The following is a 17,753-nucleotide window of genomic DNA, read 5'->3' on the forward strand; positions in this document are numbered from 1 at the left end:
AACTTACCTACGATCCGCGCTGGGGACCGGAAATGATGAGCAAACGGGCCAAGGCGCGGTTTGGAATTCGCGACGGAGGCGGCTGGTGAGCAGACGTCGATGAATCCTCCAGGCAGCACGCCAAGGGTGTAGCCCATCGCAACACCGTCACAGGTCTGGCCGCTGATCAGGTAATTTCGGAACACGTCGAAGATCGTCCAGGATCATGTAGAAGCCGGGCAAGACGGCGAGGATCAGCACGGTTGCGGCCAGAAGGCCGAATACGACCGAGATAACCAGGGGTTTCAGCGTCTGCGCCTGGGTCGAGGTTTCGAAAAGCAGGGGTGCCATGCCCATGATGGTGGTCGAGACCGATACGAAGATTGGCCGGAACCTCGCGCGGACCGCGTACCCCGCTGCTTCGGCCGCCGGGTTTCCCTCTGTTCGACGTTCTTTCACGACGCTAACAAGCAGTATCGCGTTATTCACGACGATGCCTGCGAGCGAGGCGGCCCCGACGAGCGATGGCATCGAGATATTGTAGCCCATCACCATATGGCCCCAGACGACGCCGAGAAAGGCCAAGGGGATGGTCAGCATCACGATCAGCGGCTCCACGTAGCTGCGGAACTGGAAACTGAGCACGATGTAGATGCCGATCAGGCCGATGAGAAAGCCGCGCAGGATCGAAGCGACCGTCTCGGCCGAATTCGCTGCCTGCCCGCCGATCTGGAAGCCGAGTCCCGGCGTGCGAGCGGAAAGATCGGGAAGAAAACCTTCCGCCAGCCGCCCCGTGATTGCGTCCGCATTGCCGACCCGCCCGTCCACATCGGCCGAAACCGTCAGCGTCCTGAGCCCGTTCCGGCGCGTGATACTGCCCCAGCCGCGCGCCTCCTCGATAGTGGCAATGGTGGCGAGCGGCACGGTCGTGCCACCCGGCAGGGCGATCTCGAATTCGCTCAGGTCTTCGCGGGTGGCGCGGTCGGCGTCTGCCAGCAGGACTTCCAGATCCCAGGCGAGGTCGCCGTGCCGTATTTCGGGAATCTGCGTACCAAGGAACGCCGCACGCAGTTGGTCCGCGACGCCCGCCGCCGTTAGCCCGAGCGCCTCGGCTCCTGACGCGAGGCTCAGGCGCAGCTCGGGCGCGCCGGCGCGCAAGTCAACAATGGCGTTGCGCACGCCAGCGTAGCTCTGGAGTTCCGCCAGCGTGGCACGCCCGGCCGCTTCGAGGGTCGCGAGGTCCGGATGAGTCAGTCGCAGTTCTACCGCAATGCCCTGCGGTCCGATGCCCGGTTCGGTCAGGATCAACGAAGTGACCCCCGGCAAGAGGCCGATCTCCCCACGCCAGTTTGCGGTGATTTCGTCGAGCGTGCTGGTGCGCGTCTCCGCGCCGAGAAGGTCTGCCGAGACGGTGGCCACATGCGGGCCGCTTTCTCCGGCCGACAGGTTGCGGCCCAGCCGCGTGATGCGGCGGACTACCAGCGGCCGTGCCTCCGGCTGATGCGGTGTCAGTCGGACGTTCACGCGGTCGAGCGCCGCCTCGATCTGCGTCACCGCCTCCGTCGTTCGGTCCAACGGCGTGCCTGCTGGCATAAGGATGCGTGCCTCGAGCACGTCGCCGTCGATCTCGGGCATGGCTTCGCGCTTGACGACGCCCCCGGCAATGGCGCCCACGGTCACGATCAGCGCTCCGATGGCCAACCCGGCAACCAGCCAGCGCCATCTGATCGCCGCGTCGGCCAGCCGCCCCACGCCGCGTTCGCGCACAGTATCGAATGCGCGGTCGAAGCGGACGCGGAACCGCGATGGTGGACCACCTTCCTTGAGCCCGCCTTTCAGGTGATGCGGCAGGATCAGGAATGCCTCGACGAGCGAGGCCGCAATCGCCGCGAGCAGCACCACAGGCAGCACCTCCAGCACCGCGCCAAGCTCGCCGGCGAGGAAAGCCAGTGGCAGAAAAACGGCAAGTGTGGTCAGAAACGACGACACAACGCCGGGTGCCACGGCCCCGACACCGTTGACGACCGTTGCAAGCGTCACGCCTTTTTCAGAATGCACGGCGATGGATTCGGCGATGACAATGGAATCGTCCATCACGATCCCGATCGCCATCAGAAGCGCGACCAGGGTCATCATGTTGAGGCTGAGTCCCGTCAGCGCCATCCAGAAAAAGGCGCCCGCGAAGGCCACCGGCAAGCCCATCGCGGTCCAGATGGCGAAGCCCGGTCGAAAAAACAGACTCATCACTACGACGACGAGGACCAGTCCGATCGCACCGTTCTGCACCAGCATCACCAACCGGTCGCGAATGATCGAGGTGACATCCTGCACAACTTCGATGCGCACCGTATCGGGCAGGCGTGCGTCCTCGTCCTTCACCAGCCCGGAAACGGCATCGAGCACGCGTAGCGCGTCGGCGTCGAGCGCCTTCGCCACGTCGATCAGAATCGCGGGGGTATCGTTGACGCTGGCCCGGTTTTCGGCCGGCTCGAAGCGCTCCTCGATCTGCGCCACGTCACCGAGCGTCAGCGTGGCACCACTCTCAAGTACGAGAACGGGGATCCCCGCCAGTGTCGTGGCGGTGTCCCGCTCGGCGGTGAATCGCAGGGTCACGTCCGCGCCCGTGCCTTCGAGCGTTCCTGCGGGCATGTCGATGTTCTGGGCCGCGACGGCAGCGGCCACGCCGGCGGGCGTGAGACCGTGCTGATCGAGCACCGCGCGTCTCGCGGTTATGCTGAATGTCCGCGTGCCCAGTCCGCTGCGGGTGACGCTGGCCACTCCCGGCAGGGCGGCCAGGCGGTCCGATAGATTGTCGGCGTACTGGTCGAGTTCTGTCAGAGACAGGTCGCCGGACACGGCCACGGAGGTGACCATGTCGGTGCGATGCAACTCGCGCACGATGGGTGGATCGGCGCGATCGGGGAAGCTGTCGATGGCTGCCACTTCGGTGCGCAGCGCATTGACGAAGCGCAGCGGGTCGTTGCCGGGGGCCATTGTGGCGACCGCACGGGCGCGACCCGTCTGGGCCGTGCAGGCGAAGGTCTCGAGCCCCTCAACTCCCTGCACGCTATCCCACAGAGGCGTGCAGATCGCACCCTCGACGTCTTCCGCTGCAGCCCCGCGATAAGGCACGGTGACTTCGGCCTCGACAGGACGGAAATCGGGGAAGGTCTCGCGCAGAAGGCCGGGCGCGGCGAAGCTGCCGGCGGCCAGGAACACCAGGAGCAGCAGGTTTGCCGCCGTGGGGTGACCTGTGAACCAGCGAATCATTCGCTCACCTCGACCGGGACCAGCGCCGTGCCGGGGATTGCGGGCGAGACGTCGTCAAGCACAACGCGGTCACCTGGAGCCAGTCCCTCCGCCACGACGACGCGTCCCCCCTGCACGAAGGCCTTGGCAACCGGACGCAGTTGCAGCCGGTCGTCCGAATCTACAATACGGACAAGCCCACCGTGCAGCGCCGCCTCGGGAATGGTGAGCGCGTCGACAATCGGCGCTCCGGAAAAGCGCAGTTCCACCCGCATGTTCGGCACGAGAGGCAGGCGCCGGGGCGGATCTGCGCCCTCATAGGGATCTTCCACCGTAACCACGACGGCCACGGTGCGCGCACGGACGTCAAGCCTGCCTTCGATCCGGGAGACCCGGGCATCCCAGACCTGCGTCGGGTCCGACAGTGGGCTGAGCGCGACATCGATCCGCGACGCGGGGCCCTCGCGCATGAGGCTCATCAGGTCGGCGCCGGGCGGGATTGGGCCGACCAACCGACGAAAATCGTCCAGGGACAAGTTCGCCACGACCTCGGCTTCCGCAATGCCGTCGCCTCGGACGACGACCTGCCCCGGCGCGACCATCTGGAACTGCTCGGCGGGTACCTCGGTCACGCGCAGATCGAAGGGCGCGGTTATCACGGTCCGATCCAGCGCCCGGCGCGAGCGGTCCCGCGCGGCTTCCGTCCGTTCGATCTGCGCAACGATGCGGGCCTTGCGCGCCGGTATCAGGGCCAGCGTGTTTTCCAGTTCGGCGACCGTGCGGCGGGCAAGCAGCGTGGCGCGCTCTGCCTCGTCGGCACGGGCTGTCGGGACGCTGCCCTGCTCTGCCAAGGTCTGAACGCGCTTCAGCTCCGCCTCGGCAAGGGCAAGGCGCTCCCGCTCCAGTTCCAGGATTCGGTTTGTGTTGGCCGCCTCGCCGGCAAGCTGCTGGCTTTCGGCTTCAAGCGCAGCCAGATCGGCCTCGGCCTGTGCAAGCGCAAGTCGATAGTCGGAGGGGTCAATCCTGAGCACCTCCGTGCCCGCTTCGATCAAACGTCCGGGTTCGAGATCGGCGTGACGCCAGACGACTTCGCCTTGCATCTCGGCCACGGCAACCCAGGTTTTCGCCGCACGAAGGTTGCCCCATGCGGTGGTCGCGGGGCGGAATTCTTCAGGCGCGAGCGTCATGACGCGCACCGGCATCCCCGACACCTCGCCCGGCACCTGCACGGGGCCGGGCGCCGTGGTTATCATCCAGGCTGCGGCGGCTGCCCCGAGCGCCAGGGGCAGCAGCACGAGAAGAGGTGCAAGACGCATCGACTCAGCCCTCCGCCCGACGCATCCGTGCCAACGTACTGTCGCGCCGGACGAACTGGTGCCAGAGCGTCGCCGCCACGTGGAGCGTCACTAGCGCCAATAGGATCAGCTTCATCGCGTTGTGACTCTGCGCCGCGGCCTCGACTCCGCCGAACCATGCGAGCGAGCCGCTAACCGGCATCAGAATCATCAGCGCATAGAGCCCGAGATGGGTAAGCTTTGAAGCCATCTTCTGCACTGCGCTGCCCTCGACCGGGACGGGCGCGCCCCGCCGCACGCGAAGGGCGAGCCGCCAGAGGGCAAAGAGCAAGACGAGTGCGCCGCCAACGATGTGGAGAAGGACCAGCGGGTCGAACCCCGTCTCGACGCCTTCGGTCACGCGATCCCACGCCGCCGAGATTGAATCCTTGAACAGATACTGCTGGACGATCAGCGCAAAGACGATCCAATGGAGCGCGATCTGGGCGCGCGAGTAGCCAGAGGGAGTGCGCATCGTCAATGTCCTTTCGTCAGCTGTCACGCGATTGGGACGGTGTTGCGTCCTCATGAAAATTAAGTTAGTAATAACTAACTCACAAGTGGAGTCAACATGCCGCGACGAAGAAGCGCAGGGGAGCGCAAGGCCGAGATTGTTGCCGAAGTGCTCCGTCTCGCCGACGAGATCGGGCCGGATCGCCTGAGCACGACGGATGTCGCCCGTGCCGTGGGGATAACGCAGCCGGCGATCTTCAGGCACTTCGGGACCAAGCATGCGCTTTGGCTAGCGGTTGCCGAAGACATCGCGGGGCAGCTAACGGCCGCCTGGGACGCCATGGAAGCGGAAAACCACGAGCCGGAGGCGCGCCTCAGAGCATTGATCGGCGCGCAGTTGACCGCCATTTCGCGATCACCGGCACTGCCTTCGATCTTGTTCTCGCGTGAGCTGCAGACTGACAATCCGGCGCTGCGCGAGGTCTTCCGGCTGCTTCTGTTGGCGTTCCAGAAGCGGCTCGTCTCCACGGTCGCGGAATTGCAGGCCGACGGCGTCCTGAGCCGGGATGTTTCCGCGGAGGACGTCGCCGTTCTGCTCACGTCGCTGATCCAGGGCGTCGCAATCCGCTGGTCGCTGGGCGGGCGTGCCTACCCATTGGTCGCGGAAGGAATGCGGATGTTCGACGTGCAGATGGCTCTCTTGCGACTGGAAAAGGATAGTTCCCATGGCTGAACGCAGAACCTTGTCCCGTGTCGCGGGAGTTGTGGCCATCGTCTTCGGTGCGTTGACGATCGTCTCGGGCGGCGCGACCCTTGTGGGCGCACCCGACATGGGTGCGGTGGTGCCCTTCGTCCTGTGGTTCAACACTCTGGCGGGGGCGGCCTATGTCGCTGCCGGGCTCGGCCTTTGGCAGGGGCGGAGATGGGCGTTCCCGCTCTCTCTTGCGATCTTCGCCGCCACGGTTCTGGTATTCACGGCCCTGGGATTTCACATCGCGGGGGGCGGCGCCTACGAGATGCGAACCGTCTACGCCATGACACTGCGCTGCGCGGTCTGGGCAGCGATCGCGTTGGTCGCGCGTCAGTCGCCGGCGAGGAGATAAATGCGGTGGGCTTGATCGTGCCCCCATAGTCCGCTGGAGAGCATCGTCGTGGATGCACCGCATTGATGCGCGGCCACGCGCAAGTGGGGCAAAAAGTGTCGCGGCCAACACCGGCTTTCGTTCTCATTGCGAAGACCCGGATGTCGCTGTGAGCCGACTGCCATATCGTACGCCCGCACGGACAAATTGGGTATGGATCTGGAACTGTTCATGGAATTGTTCGAAGAGGAGCTGGCAAATTATTGCGCGTGAAGCGCAAGATGAGATGTCATGTCATCCGGCCAAGAGATCTTCTGCAAGGCGGGTGTCAAGCACGATGTTAGATACATAACCACCGCGCAACGCCGCAAGTGTCGGCTGAAGCTTGGAGACTCCGCTGACGACCAGCAGACCCGCCATCCTACGCAGGGTGGCGTGGTCTGCACCTATCATTCGCTCGTCCAGATCACCCAGGACCGGGTTGCCATCAGGGTCGATGAAACGCCCGGCAATGATGCCGACAGCGCCCTTGGACACGTAGTAGGATATGTCCGCTTCGGTCGCGAGCTTGAACTGCACCACATGGGTATCGAAGGTGCACGGGCTTAGCGAATAGACCGCCTTGTTGCACTCCCCGAGCTTCGACAGCTGCTCGGCGATGATCGGCTCGGCGCGTAGCCTCTCCGCCAGTTCCCTATCCGAACAGACTGCCGGCGCGTTCAAATTGACGCAATGCGCCGAGAGCCGGCGGGCAATCTCGGTAGTGCAGCTTTCCGAAGTCGGCAACAAAGGGTTTGCGAGGGATCCGATCAACTGACGCACGGTCAGGCCCCGCACCGGCCACCACGGCACACGCTCCGAGACGAACGATACCGTTTGGCCCCAACTCACCCCCAATATGTCACCTTCTACAACAAAATCAGGCAGGAATTGCGCCGCGGCCTCGCACACCTGCAGGGTCGTCTCCTCGTCTGACATGCCGTCATTTGGCACAACGAACGCGTTCTGCACCCCAAAGCGCTCTCTCAAGGCATCGGCGAGCGCATTGACCCGGAAATGGGCGCCCACGATCTTGACGCCCACGATCTGACGTTCCTTGGCGAGCCGGAGGTAGCTGATGATCGTCGGGCGGGACAGATCGAGCATCTTGGCGATGTCGGCCTGATTGAGGCCCTTGATGTAGTAAAGCCACGCCACTTCGGCCACGTTGCGGTCCGATGGGTGGTTCGCTCTCGTCATGTTCCTGCCTTTCAGACGCGATCGATAGCTGATCTGTCTATTATTCAAGCTGCATTACGCAGTACATCGTCCGTGATTGCCAAATCGTCTCCGAGATCCCGATCGGGCGCGAGGCCACGTTGTGCCAGGCCGGCGTGGTAGCCGCGGACGGCCTCTTCCGGAGTGGCTTCCCTGTCGGCCACCCGCCGCATCCAGGCAATGAGGCTGCATTGGTCTTCGGCCTGATTGATCTTGCGCCCGAAGAGCGCCAGACGCGCGCCATGGCGTTCGCCCTGCGCGATCAGTTCGAAGGTATCGCGGTGCGTCGCGCCCGATCCGCCGAGCACGCCAACGGGAAGGCTTGGGTCATGTCCCGCCAACTCTTCCATCGCCGCGGGCCCGTTATACGCGACCTTCAGGAATTCGGGGCGCTCGGCCTGCGTCAGGCTCGCCATCAGGCGCAAGATGCAGTCGACCACGTAAGCGCCGACGGTTTCGGGCTCGATCGCACCGGTCCTGTTCGGGTTGAAAACTTCGAGAAAGTGCCGAAGCCCGCGCTCACGCGCTTCCCGGCGGAAGGTCGCGTAAGCATTGAGCGCCGCGGCATCCGCGTCTGCGTCATTGTTGAAGGTGATGGAATAGAGGCACAAATCGGCCTGTGCAAAGGCCAGATCCGCACCGCGATAAGGGCGCGAAGGTGTATCGTCATAGGTGCCGCCTCGGATATTGGCCCAGACATCGGTGGTCTCGTTGGCGCGAAACGCGGGCTGAACAGATGTCTCCGAAAATGCGCCTTCTGCCAGCAATGCCTCGATATTCCCCGCCGAGGCCAGCAGGATATCGACTTCGTCCTGCTTCAGGATTTCCCGCATCTGGTTCAGGAACTCGGACCGTGTCCTGTGACCAACGATCCTGCCTCCGGCATCGCGACGCGGGCCGGTCGTCAGAACGCCTCCCGTCACATCTGCGTCCTTCGCGTCCGCGATGATGAAATCACCGGTCTGGTAATCTCCAGCACGGATGCGGGCGATCTTCCGGGCGTAGCGGTTCCTGGTCACTGCAGTCCTCCCTGGATGCGCAGGGACCGGCCGGTCCCGGGATCGAAGACGTGGATGTGTTCGGGCTGGATGGCGAAATGCACCGTCGCGCCGAGACTGAGATCGCTGAATGCCTGCGTCACAAAAGAGATCTCCTCCCCGCCCACATCGGTGATGACTTGCGCCTCGCTGCCCATGTTCTCGATCAGGATGATCGTGCCGGATATCGCATTCAGCGCATCCGCCCCGCACAGATCCATGCGGGCTGGCCGCAGGCCGAGTTCGACCGATTGGCCCGCATGCAATCGCGGGAACGCATCTTGCGGCAATTGAAGCGAGATGCTGCCGGCATCGGCCACCACCCCGCCGGGGGCCTGTCGCAAGGTCGCAGAGACAAAATTCATGGCCGGCGTCCCTATGAAATCCGCCACAAAGCGCGAGGCCGGCCGCTCGAAGATTTCGTGCGGGGGACCCATCTGCTCGATCCTGCCATCACGCATCAGCACGATCCGGTCGGCGATTGTCATCGCCTCCAACTGATCATGCGTGACGAAGATCGTCGTCGTCTTGAGCGCGAGATGGATCTTGCGGATTTCGGTTCGCAGCTTCTCCCGCAGCTTCGCGTCGAGATTGGAAAGCGGCTCGTCGAACAGAAAGACCTTGGGGGTCTTGATCATCGCGCGCGCCATGGCGACACGCTGCTGCTGCCCGCCGGAAAGGTTTCTGGGTCGCCGGTCGAGGAACTTCTCCAACCCGAGCAATTCCGCGACATGGGCAAGCCGGGCGGCAATCTCTTCCCTGGGAACCCGCTGTCGACGCAGTCCAAAAGTGATGTTGTCGGCGACCGACATATGCGGATAGAGCGCGTAGCTCTGGAACACCATCGCGACATCCCGCTCGCCGGGCGGCAGCACGGTGACGTCCGTGCCGCCGATCTCGATCTTTCCGGAGGTCACCTCTTCCAGACCGGCTATCATCCGGAGCATGGTGGATTTTCCGCATCCCGAGGGGCCGAGAAACACGACGAATTCGTGATCGGCTATGTCGAGATCCAGTGCCTCGATAACCGGGTGAGCACCGTATGATTTGGTGATGTCTGTGCAGGTGATGTTGGCCATATCGGGTTCCTATTTCGGGCCGGCGCGAACCATGGAGTTGATCAGGCCCATCAGCAGGCCGATGAAGATGAGCGGCGGCAGAACCAGAACGACGGTTGCCGCATTGATCACGCCCCAGGGCACTTCCTTGCCTAGCGAGGTGATCGACGCAGCCACGACCGGCAATGTTGCGTTCTGTGCCGCCAGCGTCAGGGCGAGCAGCAACTCGTTCCAGACGAGCACGAAGGTGAAGACGAGGGCTCCGAAAAGTGAAGGCGCCGCAATGGGCAGTGAGAAGCGCCAGAAGACCTCGGCATCTGAGCACCCTTCCATTCTGGCAGCTTCCTCGATGTCTTTTGGAACGCGTTCGAAGGCAGGGACGGCCAGCCAGATCGTGGTCGACACCGTCGTCAGCAGGTAGACGACAACCAATCCGAAGAGCGTGTCGTAGATGCCCAGATCCAGGTAGATCACAATGAAGGGGATCGCGATTGCCACCGGCGGCATGAAACGCAACGAAAGGACGAAGAATTGAATGTCGTCACTCCAGCGCTGCGCATGGCGCGCCAGAACATGGGCGGCGGGAATCCCCAGAACCGCTCCCACCGTGACCGCCGCGGATACCACCGCGATCGAGTTGAAGAGGCCATCGCGGATGGTCGGGTTCCGGAAAACGGTGGCAAAATTCTCCAGTGTCGGGTCGAACCAGAGCGTCGGAACCGGCGTGACGATATCCCGCAGTTCCTTGAATGCGCTCAGAAAGGTCCAGATGATTGGCCCCAGCGCCACGACGATCAGCACTGCCAGGAGCAGGCGTGCCGACCAGGCGGAAATCAGCTTGCCCATTTCTTGCTCGCCTTCCAGATGATGGTGAATGCCACCGTGGTGACGATCAAAAGAAGAATGGACATGGCCGATGCGTAGGAAATCCGTCCTCCCATGTTGATGCCCATCTGGTATGCATAGAGATCGAGTGTTTCCGTCGCCGTGCCCGGCCCGCCGCCGGTCATCACGAAAATCAGGTCGAAGGAGCGAAGCGACTCCACCGCCTTGACCAGCGCAAGGCTGATAATCGGCCCTTTCAGCATCGGCAGCGTCACATAGGCGTGCACCTCCCACGTGCTGGCGCGATCCAGAAGCGCGGCTTCGATCGGCTCGCGGGGCAGCGTCTCCAGCAGCTTGAGCAGGATGACGGTGAAGAACAGGCCCCATTGCCAGATGTCCACGACGGCCACTGACGCCAGTGCTATCGAGGGATCGGCGAGGAATTCGACAGGGCCGAGCCCGACGAGGCCGCACAGGTAGTTCAGCACGCCAAGCGACGGGGAATACAGAAAGCGCCAGATGAAGGCTGCCGCCACGCGCGGCAGCAGCACCGGCACGAGAAACGCAAAGCAGATCGTATTGCGCCAGAGCGGCTTTTTCACCGTTTCGAAGATCAGCACCGCAAGCAGGATGGACACCGCCAGCGTTCCGGCAACGGTGACAAGCTCCCAGGTGGCCGAGATTTCGAGCGCGTTGAAGAAGCGCCGGTCGCGCAGCATGCGAAGGAAGTTGTAGGCACCGACGAACTCGTATTCGGACGAACGCAGGGTGCGGTTCATTACCGAAAACCACCCGGCCCCGGCGACCGACACCAGTGCCAGCGCCGCCAACACCGCGATGGTGGGCAGCAACGAAAGCGCGACGAACCGTTTTCGGGTCATGATGTTACCTTGAACGATGACGACCCGTCCGGCGCATCGAGGCGACGAACCGGACGGGCCATGACGAGGGTTATTTCAGCCGCTGCAGGCTGTCTTCGGCATTGAAGGCGGCTTCGTCCAAAGCTGCCTGCACGTCATCGCGCGTACCGGTGAAAAGCTCCTCCAGAGCCAAGCCGAGATTGTCGCCGATCTCCGGCCAGGCGGGACTGGCCATGATCAGCAGGCTCGTCTTGTCGGCGGTGGCGAGCAGGGCCTCGATATACTCGGCGGGAACCAGGGCCTTGAAGGCGTCGCTCTGCAGGGTCGAGGTGCGGCCGATATCCGAGGCGATGCCAGCCTCCAGCCGCTTCTGCTCCATTTCCTTCGAGGTGGCCCAGCCGACGAAATCGCCTGCGACAGTGCGCACGCAGTCTTCTTTCGCGCCTACGGACGACACCGCCCAGCCATGCGCCCAGCCGGCCGACGGAAGCGGATCGGGCGGCGGCGCATAGCCGACCTTGCCCACAACGGATGACTTCTGCTCATCCTCCATCCAGGGTCCGAAAACGTCGGATTCGATCAGGAACGCGACCTGGCCTCCACGAAACGCCTCGACGGAGTCCGACCAGTTGAACGTGCCGACACCTGGGGGCGCGTACTCCATGAGCTCCATGTACAGCGTTGTGGCCTCCACCCCGGCTTCGCCGTTGAATGCGGGCAGGTCGCCATCCATCCATTCGCCACCCATTGCCCGGAAGAACGGCGTCCAGCGCCAGACATTCATGCCCGATCCGCGCTGTCCGCGCGCCGCCCAGCCATGGAGACCGTTTTTCGGATCGTCCACCGCCTTGATCGCCGCGCTCAGTTCGTCGAGCGTCTGAGGTGCATCGATATCCGCCGCCTGGAGGACATCCTTGCGGTACATCAGGATGTCGCCACCGCCGACGAAGGGCGCAAAATACTGCACGCCATCCACCGTGGCGACGTTGGACAAATCCGTGCGGAAATCCGATAGGTCGTATTCCGCCGGCACGACATCCGCCAACGGATAGACCCACCCCGCCGATACGTATTCGGCAAGATTGGCTTCGTCGATATAGAGCACCTGATAGGAGCCGGCGCCGGTGGAGGCATCGAGGCGGGATTTGGCGCGGCGTTCATTCTCGCCCAGAAGCGTGATCCTGACCTGGGTGCCCCACTTCTCGTTGAACTCCGACAGATGCTCATCCAGCGCCGTCACCGCGGGCATGCCCTGGGCAATGACGTTCAGCGCCGGCACCTCGCCCTTACACACCATTGCATCGTTCTGCGCGCTGGCGTCGGTGGTTGCTGCCAGAGGCAGGAAGGTCAGAGCGGCTGACCCCAGCAGGAAACGTTTGAATGTCATGACTTCTCTCTCCCTTTTCATTCGAGTTTTCGGGCTCCCCCGATGGCCTTATGGCCCTGCCAGCAACTCGGCCATTCCCTGGTCGAGACGCTGGAATTCCTCCAGTCTGTCGTTGTAGAAAGCGCCAAGGCCGCGGTCCGGCACGTAGCGGCGCGCAACTCCGGTCATCGCCCGTGTCGCCTGTTTCAGGTCCGCGAACGCGCCACTGGCAACCGCCGCGCAGATGGCCGCCCCAAGCGCCCCCACCTCCAAGGCTCGCGTTGTCTCGACCGTACGCTGGCAGATATCGGCGAAGATCTGCGCCCACACGTTCGAGCGCGCGGCTCCTCCGGCGAGCCGGATCGTATCGGGCAAGCTTAGACCGGCATGGTTCGCAGCGCTTTCCGCGTGGAGGCGGTGCTGAAACACCACGCTCTCAAAAATGGAGCGCAGCATCGTTCCCAGATCGTCGGTCGCTGCAAGATTGGTGAAGCCGCCGCGGCGTGGCTCCGGCCCGAACACATATGGCAGGAACTGGCAGCGGCGCGCCGTGGGCGGGGTTTGCGCGACAAGCGCATTCACGTCCTCGAAGCTCAGCCTGCCGGCCAGCCCCTTTTCCAGAAACCAACTCAAGTTTGCAGCGGAGGAAGGGCTACCGTCGGCAATCAGGCGGCTGGCCCCGTTGCGATACAGCATATTGAGAAGCGGTGTCGCGTCCGGCCGCGCGCCCGCTGTTTCGATGCTGTTGATGGACCACGTGCCGGCGATCATGGTCAGGAAAGGTTCATCGACGGCGCCCGACCCGAGCGAACAGGCCGCCACGTCCATCATAGACCCGGCCACCACTGCATCTTGGGGGAGACCGGTCTCTCGCGCCGCCAGTGCGCAGACCCTGCCGGCAACTGCTGTGCTGGGTACGATGGGGGGCAATTTGGCCAGGACGTCGGCGGCTCCAAGCTCTGTGAAAACCGTTTGCGCATAGGTTTGAGCGGCGAGGTCCATGAGCGCGCCGCCGCTGGCGTCCGTCGGGTCTGTCAGAGCCTCGCCCGTCAGGCGGAAACGGATCAGATCCTTGCAGGCAAGCGCCCAGCGGGTGCGCGACATCACCTCCGGCTCGTTGCGGGCCAGATGCACCAGCTGCATCAATGTCTGCCCGCCCCACAGTTTGTGTCCGGTTCGAGCGGAGACGGTTTTTGCCACGCCGCTTTCATTCAACTCGCGCACGATAGGATCGGCCCGGTGATCGACGGATACGATGCCGGGGCGCGTGCCGTGCCCGTTTTCATCCACCAGGAAGATGCCGTTCCCGAATCCGGTACAGCCGACCCCCAGGATCTCTCGGTCGTCACAGTCGGCGATCACTTCTCTGATGGCACGGGCGGTTCCCGCCCAGAAGGCTTCGGGATCGCGTTCCACCCGGCCGTCGGGATAATGGTCGGTGCGCACGTCGGCTGCCCGATGCGCGACTTCGGTGCCATGAAGGTCGAAAGCCACCACCTTCACCGCCGTACCGCCGGCATCGATGGCAATGATGAGCGGCTTGCTCATGCGACAACCCTTCGCTCTGCCGCAGCTCCGACGATCCGGGGGTCTGCTAGGGCGGCGAGCGTTTCTTCAGCGATTTCGTCAGGATCCCGATCGAGGCAAGCTTTCAGGATGCCGCCGATGCTCTGCAAAGTGGCATGCGTGAGATCTGCCGCGAGGAAGAGCTGCGTCCGGCGCAAAACGATATCCTCGACGGTGCATGCCGCACGCTCCAGGACCAGCCATTCGATTTCCGCCGTGGTGTAGTCTTCGGCCCCCGCGATCGGTGCGTCCTCCCTCATGGAACAGAAGGCCGCGACCTCCCGTCCCACAGCGCCATAGCGTGCAAGCAATGCCTCGGCGCGTATTCGGGACAGGTTGCCCGCTTTGGCGATCTGCGAGATCGTGCAGGGTGCGGCCCCGGGATAGCCCCGCCTGGCCGTCGACACCCGACGCGGCATTTGCAGCAGCGCCAAAGCGCGATCGCTGGCCTCTTCCGCGAAGGACCGAAATGTCGTCCACTTGCCACCAACGAGAGACAGCACGGGCGTCTCGCTGGCGGGCAGGCGATCTTGCTCCAGTGAATGATCGCGCGCCGCGCGCGTCGGCGAGGCCGTGGCGTCGGCGCACAGGGGCCTGATACCCGTCGTCATCGCAACGATATCGGAGCGTTTCACCGGGATATCGCGGAACAGCTGATTGATCGCCCGCAGCAGATAGTCGATTTCCTCTCCCGCGATCGTGCGGTCGTCCGCATTCGCGGTTTCGACCTCCGTCGTTCCCAGAAGGGTCCTGTCGCCCACCGGCAAGACGATGACCATGCGCCCGGTTCCATCGTCGAAATAGAATGCCCGGCCCGCCATGCGCTCGCGCAAATCGGCGTTGTCCAGCACCAGATGGGCACCCTTGACGCCTCGCAGATAGGACGTGGGGCAGCCGATACGGGCATTCACCCGGTCGATCCACGCGCCGGTCGCGTTGACTATCAGCTTCGGGCGAACGGTGCGGCGGACACCATGCAGCCGATCCGTGACGTCGAACTTCGAGCCGTCAAAGGTCCAGTCTACGTGGTTCAAAGCCGCGGTCCGGTCTGAAACCGTCAACGCCTCACCCAGCATCTCGAGGACCAGGCCTTCCGGTTGGGTGATCTGGCCGTCGAAATAGGAGACGACCGCATTCGTTTGTTTCGACAGGCCCGCCGGGAATCTCCTGCGCCTGATACGAATGCCGTGCCGGGGCAATGCCCGCCCGCGTCTGCCGAGCAACTCGTACAGCATCAGCGCGCCTTCGAGAGCGAGAAAGCTCAGCGGCCCACCCCTGTCCGACAAGCCCGCGAACCGTGCAACGGCCCGGCCGAAGCCGCGCGTCCATGATTCGAGCGGCACGACGATCTCCAAGGGGCGAACCAGATGGCTTGCCTGTTCGATCAGGCGGTTGCGTTCGCGCGCCGACTCCGCCACCAAACGAAACTCCCGTCCCTCGAGATATCGCAAGCCTCCGTGCGCCATCCTGCTTGAGGCACCGCTGGCTCCGGCACAAAAATCGCCCTTATCGAGCAGGACCGCGGACACGCCGTTCAGCGCCAGGTCCCGGAAGGTGGCGACGCCGTTCACCCCGCCTCCCAACACGACCACGTCCGCATCGGCCAGGCGCGAAAGCTTTTCCAGATTGCGGTCGCGGAACGATTTGCCGGGCATGAGAGTGTCGGATCCAACAGGCTTCATTCCGCCTAGGGAACGCAATCACTTTACTTATGTCAATATATATTCTCTAAAATAAATTAATTGATTGTGGGTGCGTTGAAGGGAAGCCTTCAGAGGCTACCCGTGGCGCCATGCGTCGTCTGTGACACATGGCGCCATAAGTAATTGAATTAAAACTTGATTTCTCAAGGTCGACTCCGGTCCGGGGTCGATGCGCTAGCCTGGATGATGAACTTCCTGGAGTCCGTAGACCGGCGTTTCGATTCCCTCGAAGCGGGCCTTGAGCTGCAGGGCGGCGTACAGCGAATAGTGGCGCGACTGATGCAGGTTTCCGCCGTGGAACCACAGCGCCTCCTGCTGCGTCGGCTTCCACATGTTGCGCTGCTCGCCCTCCCAGGGGCCAGGGTCCTTCGGCGTGTCGGAGCCCAGGCCCCAGCACTTGCCGACCCTGTCGGCGACCTCACGTGAGATGAGATCGGCGGCCCAGCCGTTCATCGAGCCATAGCCGGTAGCGTAGACGACAAGATCGGCGGGAAGCTTCGTGCCATCCTCGAGCACCACTGCATCCTCCGTCAGGTGGCTCACGCCTTCTCCGGACTTGAGCTTGATGCTGCCGTCGATGACCAGATCGCAGGCGCCGACATCTATGTAGTAGCCGGAGCCGCGGCGCAGATATTTCATGAACAGGCCGGAGCCGTCGGCACCCCAGTCTAGCATGAAGCCCGCCTTCTCCAGATCCGCATAGAACTTCGCGTCCTTCTCCCGCATCCTGTCGTAGAGCGGAATCTGGAACTCGTGCATGATCCGGTAGGGCAGCGAGGCGAAGATGAGGTCCGCCTTGCGCGTCGTCATGCCGCTGGCAACCGCGCGCTCGGAATAGAGGTCTCCAAGCCCGATCTCCATCAATGTGTCGGAGCGCACGATGTGGGTGGAGGAGCGCTGCACCATGGTAACGTCGGCGCCACCTTCCCAAAGGGCGGCGCAGATGTCGTGGGCAGAGTTGTTGGAGCCGATGACGACGACCTTCTTGCCGCGATAGGCGTCCGGCCCTGGGTGCTGCGAGGAATGCTGTTGCTCGCCCTTGAAGATGTCCTGACCCTCGAACTTCGGAACGTTGGGCTTGCCCGACATGCCGGTGGCGAGCACGAGCTGCTTCGGGCGCAGGACCACCTCTTCGCCGTCGCGGTCGACCACCACGGTCCATTCCTTCGTCTCCTCGTCGAAGGAGGCGGATTTGCAGGTGGTCGAGCTCCAGTAGTTGAGCTCCATGACCCTGGTGTACATCTCCAGCCAGTCACCGATCTTGTCCTTCGGCGAGAAGACCGGCCAGTTCTCCGGGAAGGGGAGGTAGGGCAGATGATCGTACCAGACGGGGTCGTGCAGGCAGAGTGACTTGTAGCGCTTGCGCCAGCTGTCGCCGGGCCTCTCGTTCTTCTCGACGATGATGGTCGGCACGCCGAGCTGGCGCAGCCGCGCACCGAGCGCGATGCCGCCCTGGCCGCCACCGACGATGACCGCATAGGGCTGTGTCTTGTAGCCGAGCTCGCCGGCCTCTTCTTCGCGCCTTTCCTTCCAGGTCTTGCGGTTCGGATCGTGGCCATGCTCGGCGCCCATGGGCCGGCGGAACCCCTTTGGCTCCTCGAAACCCTTGAGCTCGCTCATGGTGGTGAGCAGGGTCCAGATGAGGCCGTTCTTCAGGCGGATGTGACCATAGCCGCGCGCGACACCGGTCTCGAACTCGAACCAGCCTTCGTTGATGCCGTCGCCGCCACTCGCCGGTTCTGTCTCGTCCTGGCGGAAATGCTTCGGCTTGACCGCCGCAAGCTGGCTCGACAGCATGTCGCGGATCTGCTCCTGGCCCTCCATGGTGCGCAGGTTCCAGGTGAAGGCAACGAGATCGCGCCAGTAGCAATCGGCCTGGAACAGGTTCGCCGCGGCGTCGATATCGCCGGCTTCGAGCGCCCTGCCGAGCTTGGCGAGCGCCGTGTCGATCCTCGTGCTGGGATGGTCTTCAAGCATTCTATTC

The 17,753-nt window shown here is 63.5% G+C and carries 14 protein-coding genes; 2 read left to right on the forward strand and 12 right to left on the reverse strand.

The annotated features are described in order from the left end of the window. Positions 1 to 147: 147 nt before the first annotated feature. The 3 genes from PVE73_RS21605 to PVE73_RS21615 are packed head-to-tail and all read right to left on the reverse strand — an operon-like array spanning position 148 to position 5,037. Entirely contained in the window at positions 148 to 3,249 is a 3,102-nt protein-coding gene (locus PVE73_RS21605) for an efflux RND transporter permease subunit (RefSeq protein ID WP_277364216.1), read from the reverse strand. Beyond that, positions 3,246 to 4,544: an HlyD family efflux transporter periplasmic adaptor subunit gene (locus tag PVE73_RS21610; protein ID WP_277364217.1), complete on the reverse strand. Its 1,299-nt coding sequence runs from the start codon at positions 4,542 to 4,544 to the stop codon at positions 3,246 to 3,248. The genes PVE73_RS21605 and PVE73_RS21610 overlap by 4 nt, the downstream gene beginning before the upstream one ends. Positions 4,545 to 4,548: 4 nt before the next feature. Continuing rightward, positions 4,549 to 5,037 (reverse strand): cytochrome b/b6 domain-containing protein, encoded by a 489-nt coding sequence (locus PVE73_RS21615; RefSeq protein WP_277364218.1) that lies wholly within the window; start codon positions 5,035 to 5,037, stop codon positions 4,549 to 4,551. Positions 5,038 to 5,133: 96 nt separating this feature from the next. Here PVE73_RS21615 and PVE73_RS21620 point away from each other — a divergent pair, with 96 nt between their 5' ends. After that, positions 5,134 to 5,748 (forward strand): TetR/AcrR family transcriptional regulator, encoded by a 615-nt coding sequence (locus PVE73_RS21620; protein ID WP_277364219.1) that lies wholly within the window; start codon positions 5,134 to 5,136, stop codon positions 5,746 to 5,748. Next, positions 5,741 to 6,118, forward strand: coding sequence for a hypothetical protein (locus PVE73_RS21625; protein ID WP_277364220.1), 378 nt, complete (start codon positions 5,741 to 5,743; stop codon positions 6,116 to 6,118). Before PVE73_RS21620 ends, PVE73_RS21625 begins: the two co-directional genes overlap by 8 nt. A gap of 273 nt (positions 6,119 to 6,391) precedes the next feature. Here PVE73_RS21625 and PVE73_RS21630 read toward each other — a convergent pair whose 3' ends face one another. From PVE73_RS21630 to PVE73_RS21670, 9 genes are all read right to left on the reverse strand, one after another. After that, complete coding sequence (locus tag PVE73_RS21630) at positions 6,392 to 7,336, reverse strand: sugar-binding domain-containing protein (protein ID WP_277364221.1); 945 nt, start codon at positions 7,334 to 7,336, stop codon at positions 6,392 to 6,394. Positions 7,337 to 7,380: 44 nt separating this feature from the next. After that, entirely contained in the window at positions 7,381 to 8,187 is an 807-nt protein-coding gene (locus PVE73_RS21635) for a hypothetical protein (protein WP_277364222.1), read from the reverse strand. A 182-nt stretch (positions 8,188 to 8,369) separates the two neighbouring features. Further along, the gene (ugpC, locus tag PVE73_RS21640; protein ID WP_277364223.1) at positions 8,370 to 9,470 is read right to left on the reverse strand and encodes a sn-glycerol-3-phosphate ABC transporter ATP-binding protein UgpC; all 1,101 of its coding nucleotides are present in this window, start codon (positions 9,468 to 9,470) and stop codon (positions 8,370 to 8,372) included. Positions 9,471 to 9,479: 9 nt separating this feature from the next. Next, on the reverse strand, positions 9,480 to 10,295 hold the full coding sequence (locus PVE73_RS21645) for a carbohydrate ABC transporter permease (RefSeq protein ID WP_277364224.1): 816 nt from the start codon (positions 10,293 to 10,295) through the stop codon (positions 9,480 to 9,482). Further along, a complete protein-coding gene (locus PVE73_RS21650) occupies positions 10,283 to 11,155 on the reverse strand; it encodes a sugar ABC transporter permease (RefSeq protein ID WP_277364225.1) in 873 nt (290 codons plus the stop codon). Before PVE73_RS21650 ends, PVE73_RS21645 begins: the two co-directional genes overlap by 13 nt. Before the next feature lie 70 nt (positions 11,156 to 11,225). Next, on the reverse strand, positions 11,226 to 12,521 hold the full coding sequence (locus PVE73_RS21655) for an extracellular solute-binding protein (RefSeq protein WP_277364226.1): 1,296 nt from the start codon (positions 12,519 to 12,521) through the stop codon (positions 11,226 to 11,228). A gap of 48 nt (positions 12,522 to 12,569) precedes the next feature. Next, a complete protein-coding gene (locus PVE73_RS21660) occupies positions 12,570 to 14,048 on the reverse strand; it encodes an FGGY-family carbohydrate kinase (RefSeq protein ID WP_277364227.1) in 1,479 nt (492 codons plus the stop codon). Further along, positions 14,045 to 15,721: an FAD-dependent oxidoreductase gene (locus PVE73_RS21665; protein WP_277364228.1), complete on the reverse strand. Its 1,677-nt coding sequence runs from the start codon at positions 15,719 to 15,721 to the stop codon at positions 14,045 to 14,047. Before PVE73_RS21665 ends, PVE73_RS21660 begins: the two co-directional genes overlap by 4 nt. Positions 15,722 to 15,943: 222 nt before the next feature. Continuing rightward, a complete protein-coding gene (locus PVE73_RS21670; protein WP_277364229.1) occupies positions 15,944 to 17,746 on the reverse strand; it encodes an NAD(P)/FAD-dependent oxidoreductase in 1,803 nt (600 codons plus the stop codon). Positions 17,747 to 17,753 lie beyond the last annotated feature (7 nt).

It is taken from the genome of Chelativorans sp. AA-79, assembly GCF_029457495.1.
Classification (GTDB): Bacteria; Pseudomonadota; Alphaproteobacteria; order Rhizobiales; family Rhizobiaceae; genus Chelativorans.

Bases quoted from the DNA above. Each gene is read 5' to 3' on its own strand.
- PVE73_RS21635 (WP_277364222.1), bottom strand. From the start codon at position 8,187: ATGCGGGAAATCCTGAAGCAGGACGAAGTCGATATCCTGCTGGCCTCG.
- PVE73_RS21620 (WP_277364219.1), top strand. From the start codon at position 5,134: ATGCCGCGACGAAGAAGCGCAGGGGAGCGCAAGGCCGAGATTGTTGCC.
- PVE73_RS21610 (WP_277364217.1), bottom strand. From the start codon at position 4,544: ATGCGTCTTGCACCTCTTCTCGTGCTGCTGCCCCTGGCGCTCGGGGCA.
- PVE73_RS21655 (WP_277364226.1), bottom strand. From the start codon at position 12,521: ATGACATTCAAACGTTTCCTGCTGGGGTCAGCCGCTCTGACCTTCCTG.
- PVE73_RS21605 (WP_277364216.1), bottom strand. From the start codon at position 3,249: ATGATTCGCTGGTTCACAGGTCACCCCACGGCGGCAAACCTGCTGCTC.
- PVE73_RS21615 (WP_277364218.1), bottom strand. From the start codon at position 5,037: ATGCGCACTCCCTCTGGCTACTCGCGCGCCCAGATCGCGCTCCATTGG.
- PVE73_RS21625 (WP_277364220.1), top strand. From the start codon at position 5,741: ATGGCTGAACGCAGAACCTTGTCCCGTGTCGCGGGAGTTGTGGCCATC.
- PVE73_RS21665 (WP_277364228.1), bottom strand. From the start codon at position 15,721: ATGCCCGGCAAATCGTTCCGCGACCGCAATCTGGAAAAGCTTTCGCGC.
- PVE73_RS21630 (WP_277364221.1), bottom strand. From the start codon at position 7,336: ATGACGAGAGCGAACCACCCATCGGACCGCAACGTGGCCGAAGTGGCG.
- PVE73_RS21650 (WP_277364225.1), bottom strand. From the start codon at position 11,155: ATGACCCGAAAACGGTTCGTCGCGCTTTCGTTGCTGCCCACCATCGCG.
- ugpC (WP_277364223.1), bottom strand. From the start codon at position 9,470: ATGGCCAACATCACCTGCACAGACATCACCAAATCATACGGTGCTCAC.
- PVE73_RS21645 (WP_277364224.1), bottom strand. From the start codon at position 10,295: ATGGGCAAGCTGATTTCCGCCTGGTCGGCACGCCTGCTCCTGGCAGTG.
- PVE73_RS21660 (WP_277364227.1), bottom strand. From the start codon at position 14,048: ATGAGCAAGCCGCTCATCATTGCCATCGATGCCGGCGGTACGGCGGTG.
- PVE73_RS21670 (WP_277364229.1), bottom strand. From the start codon at position 17,746: ATGCTTGAAGACCATCCCAGCACGAGGATCGACACGGCGCTCGCCAAG.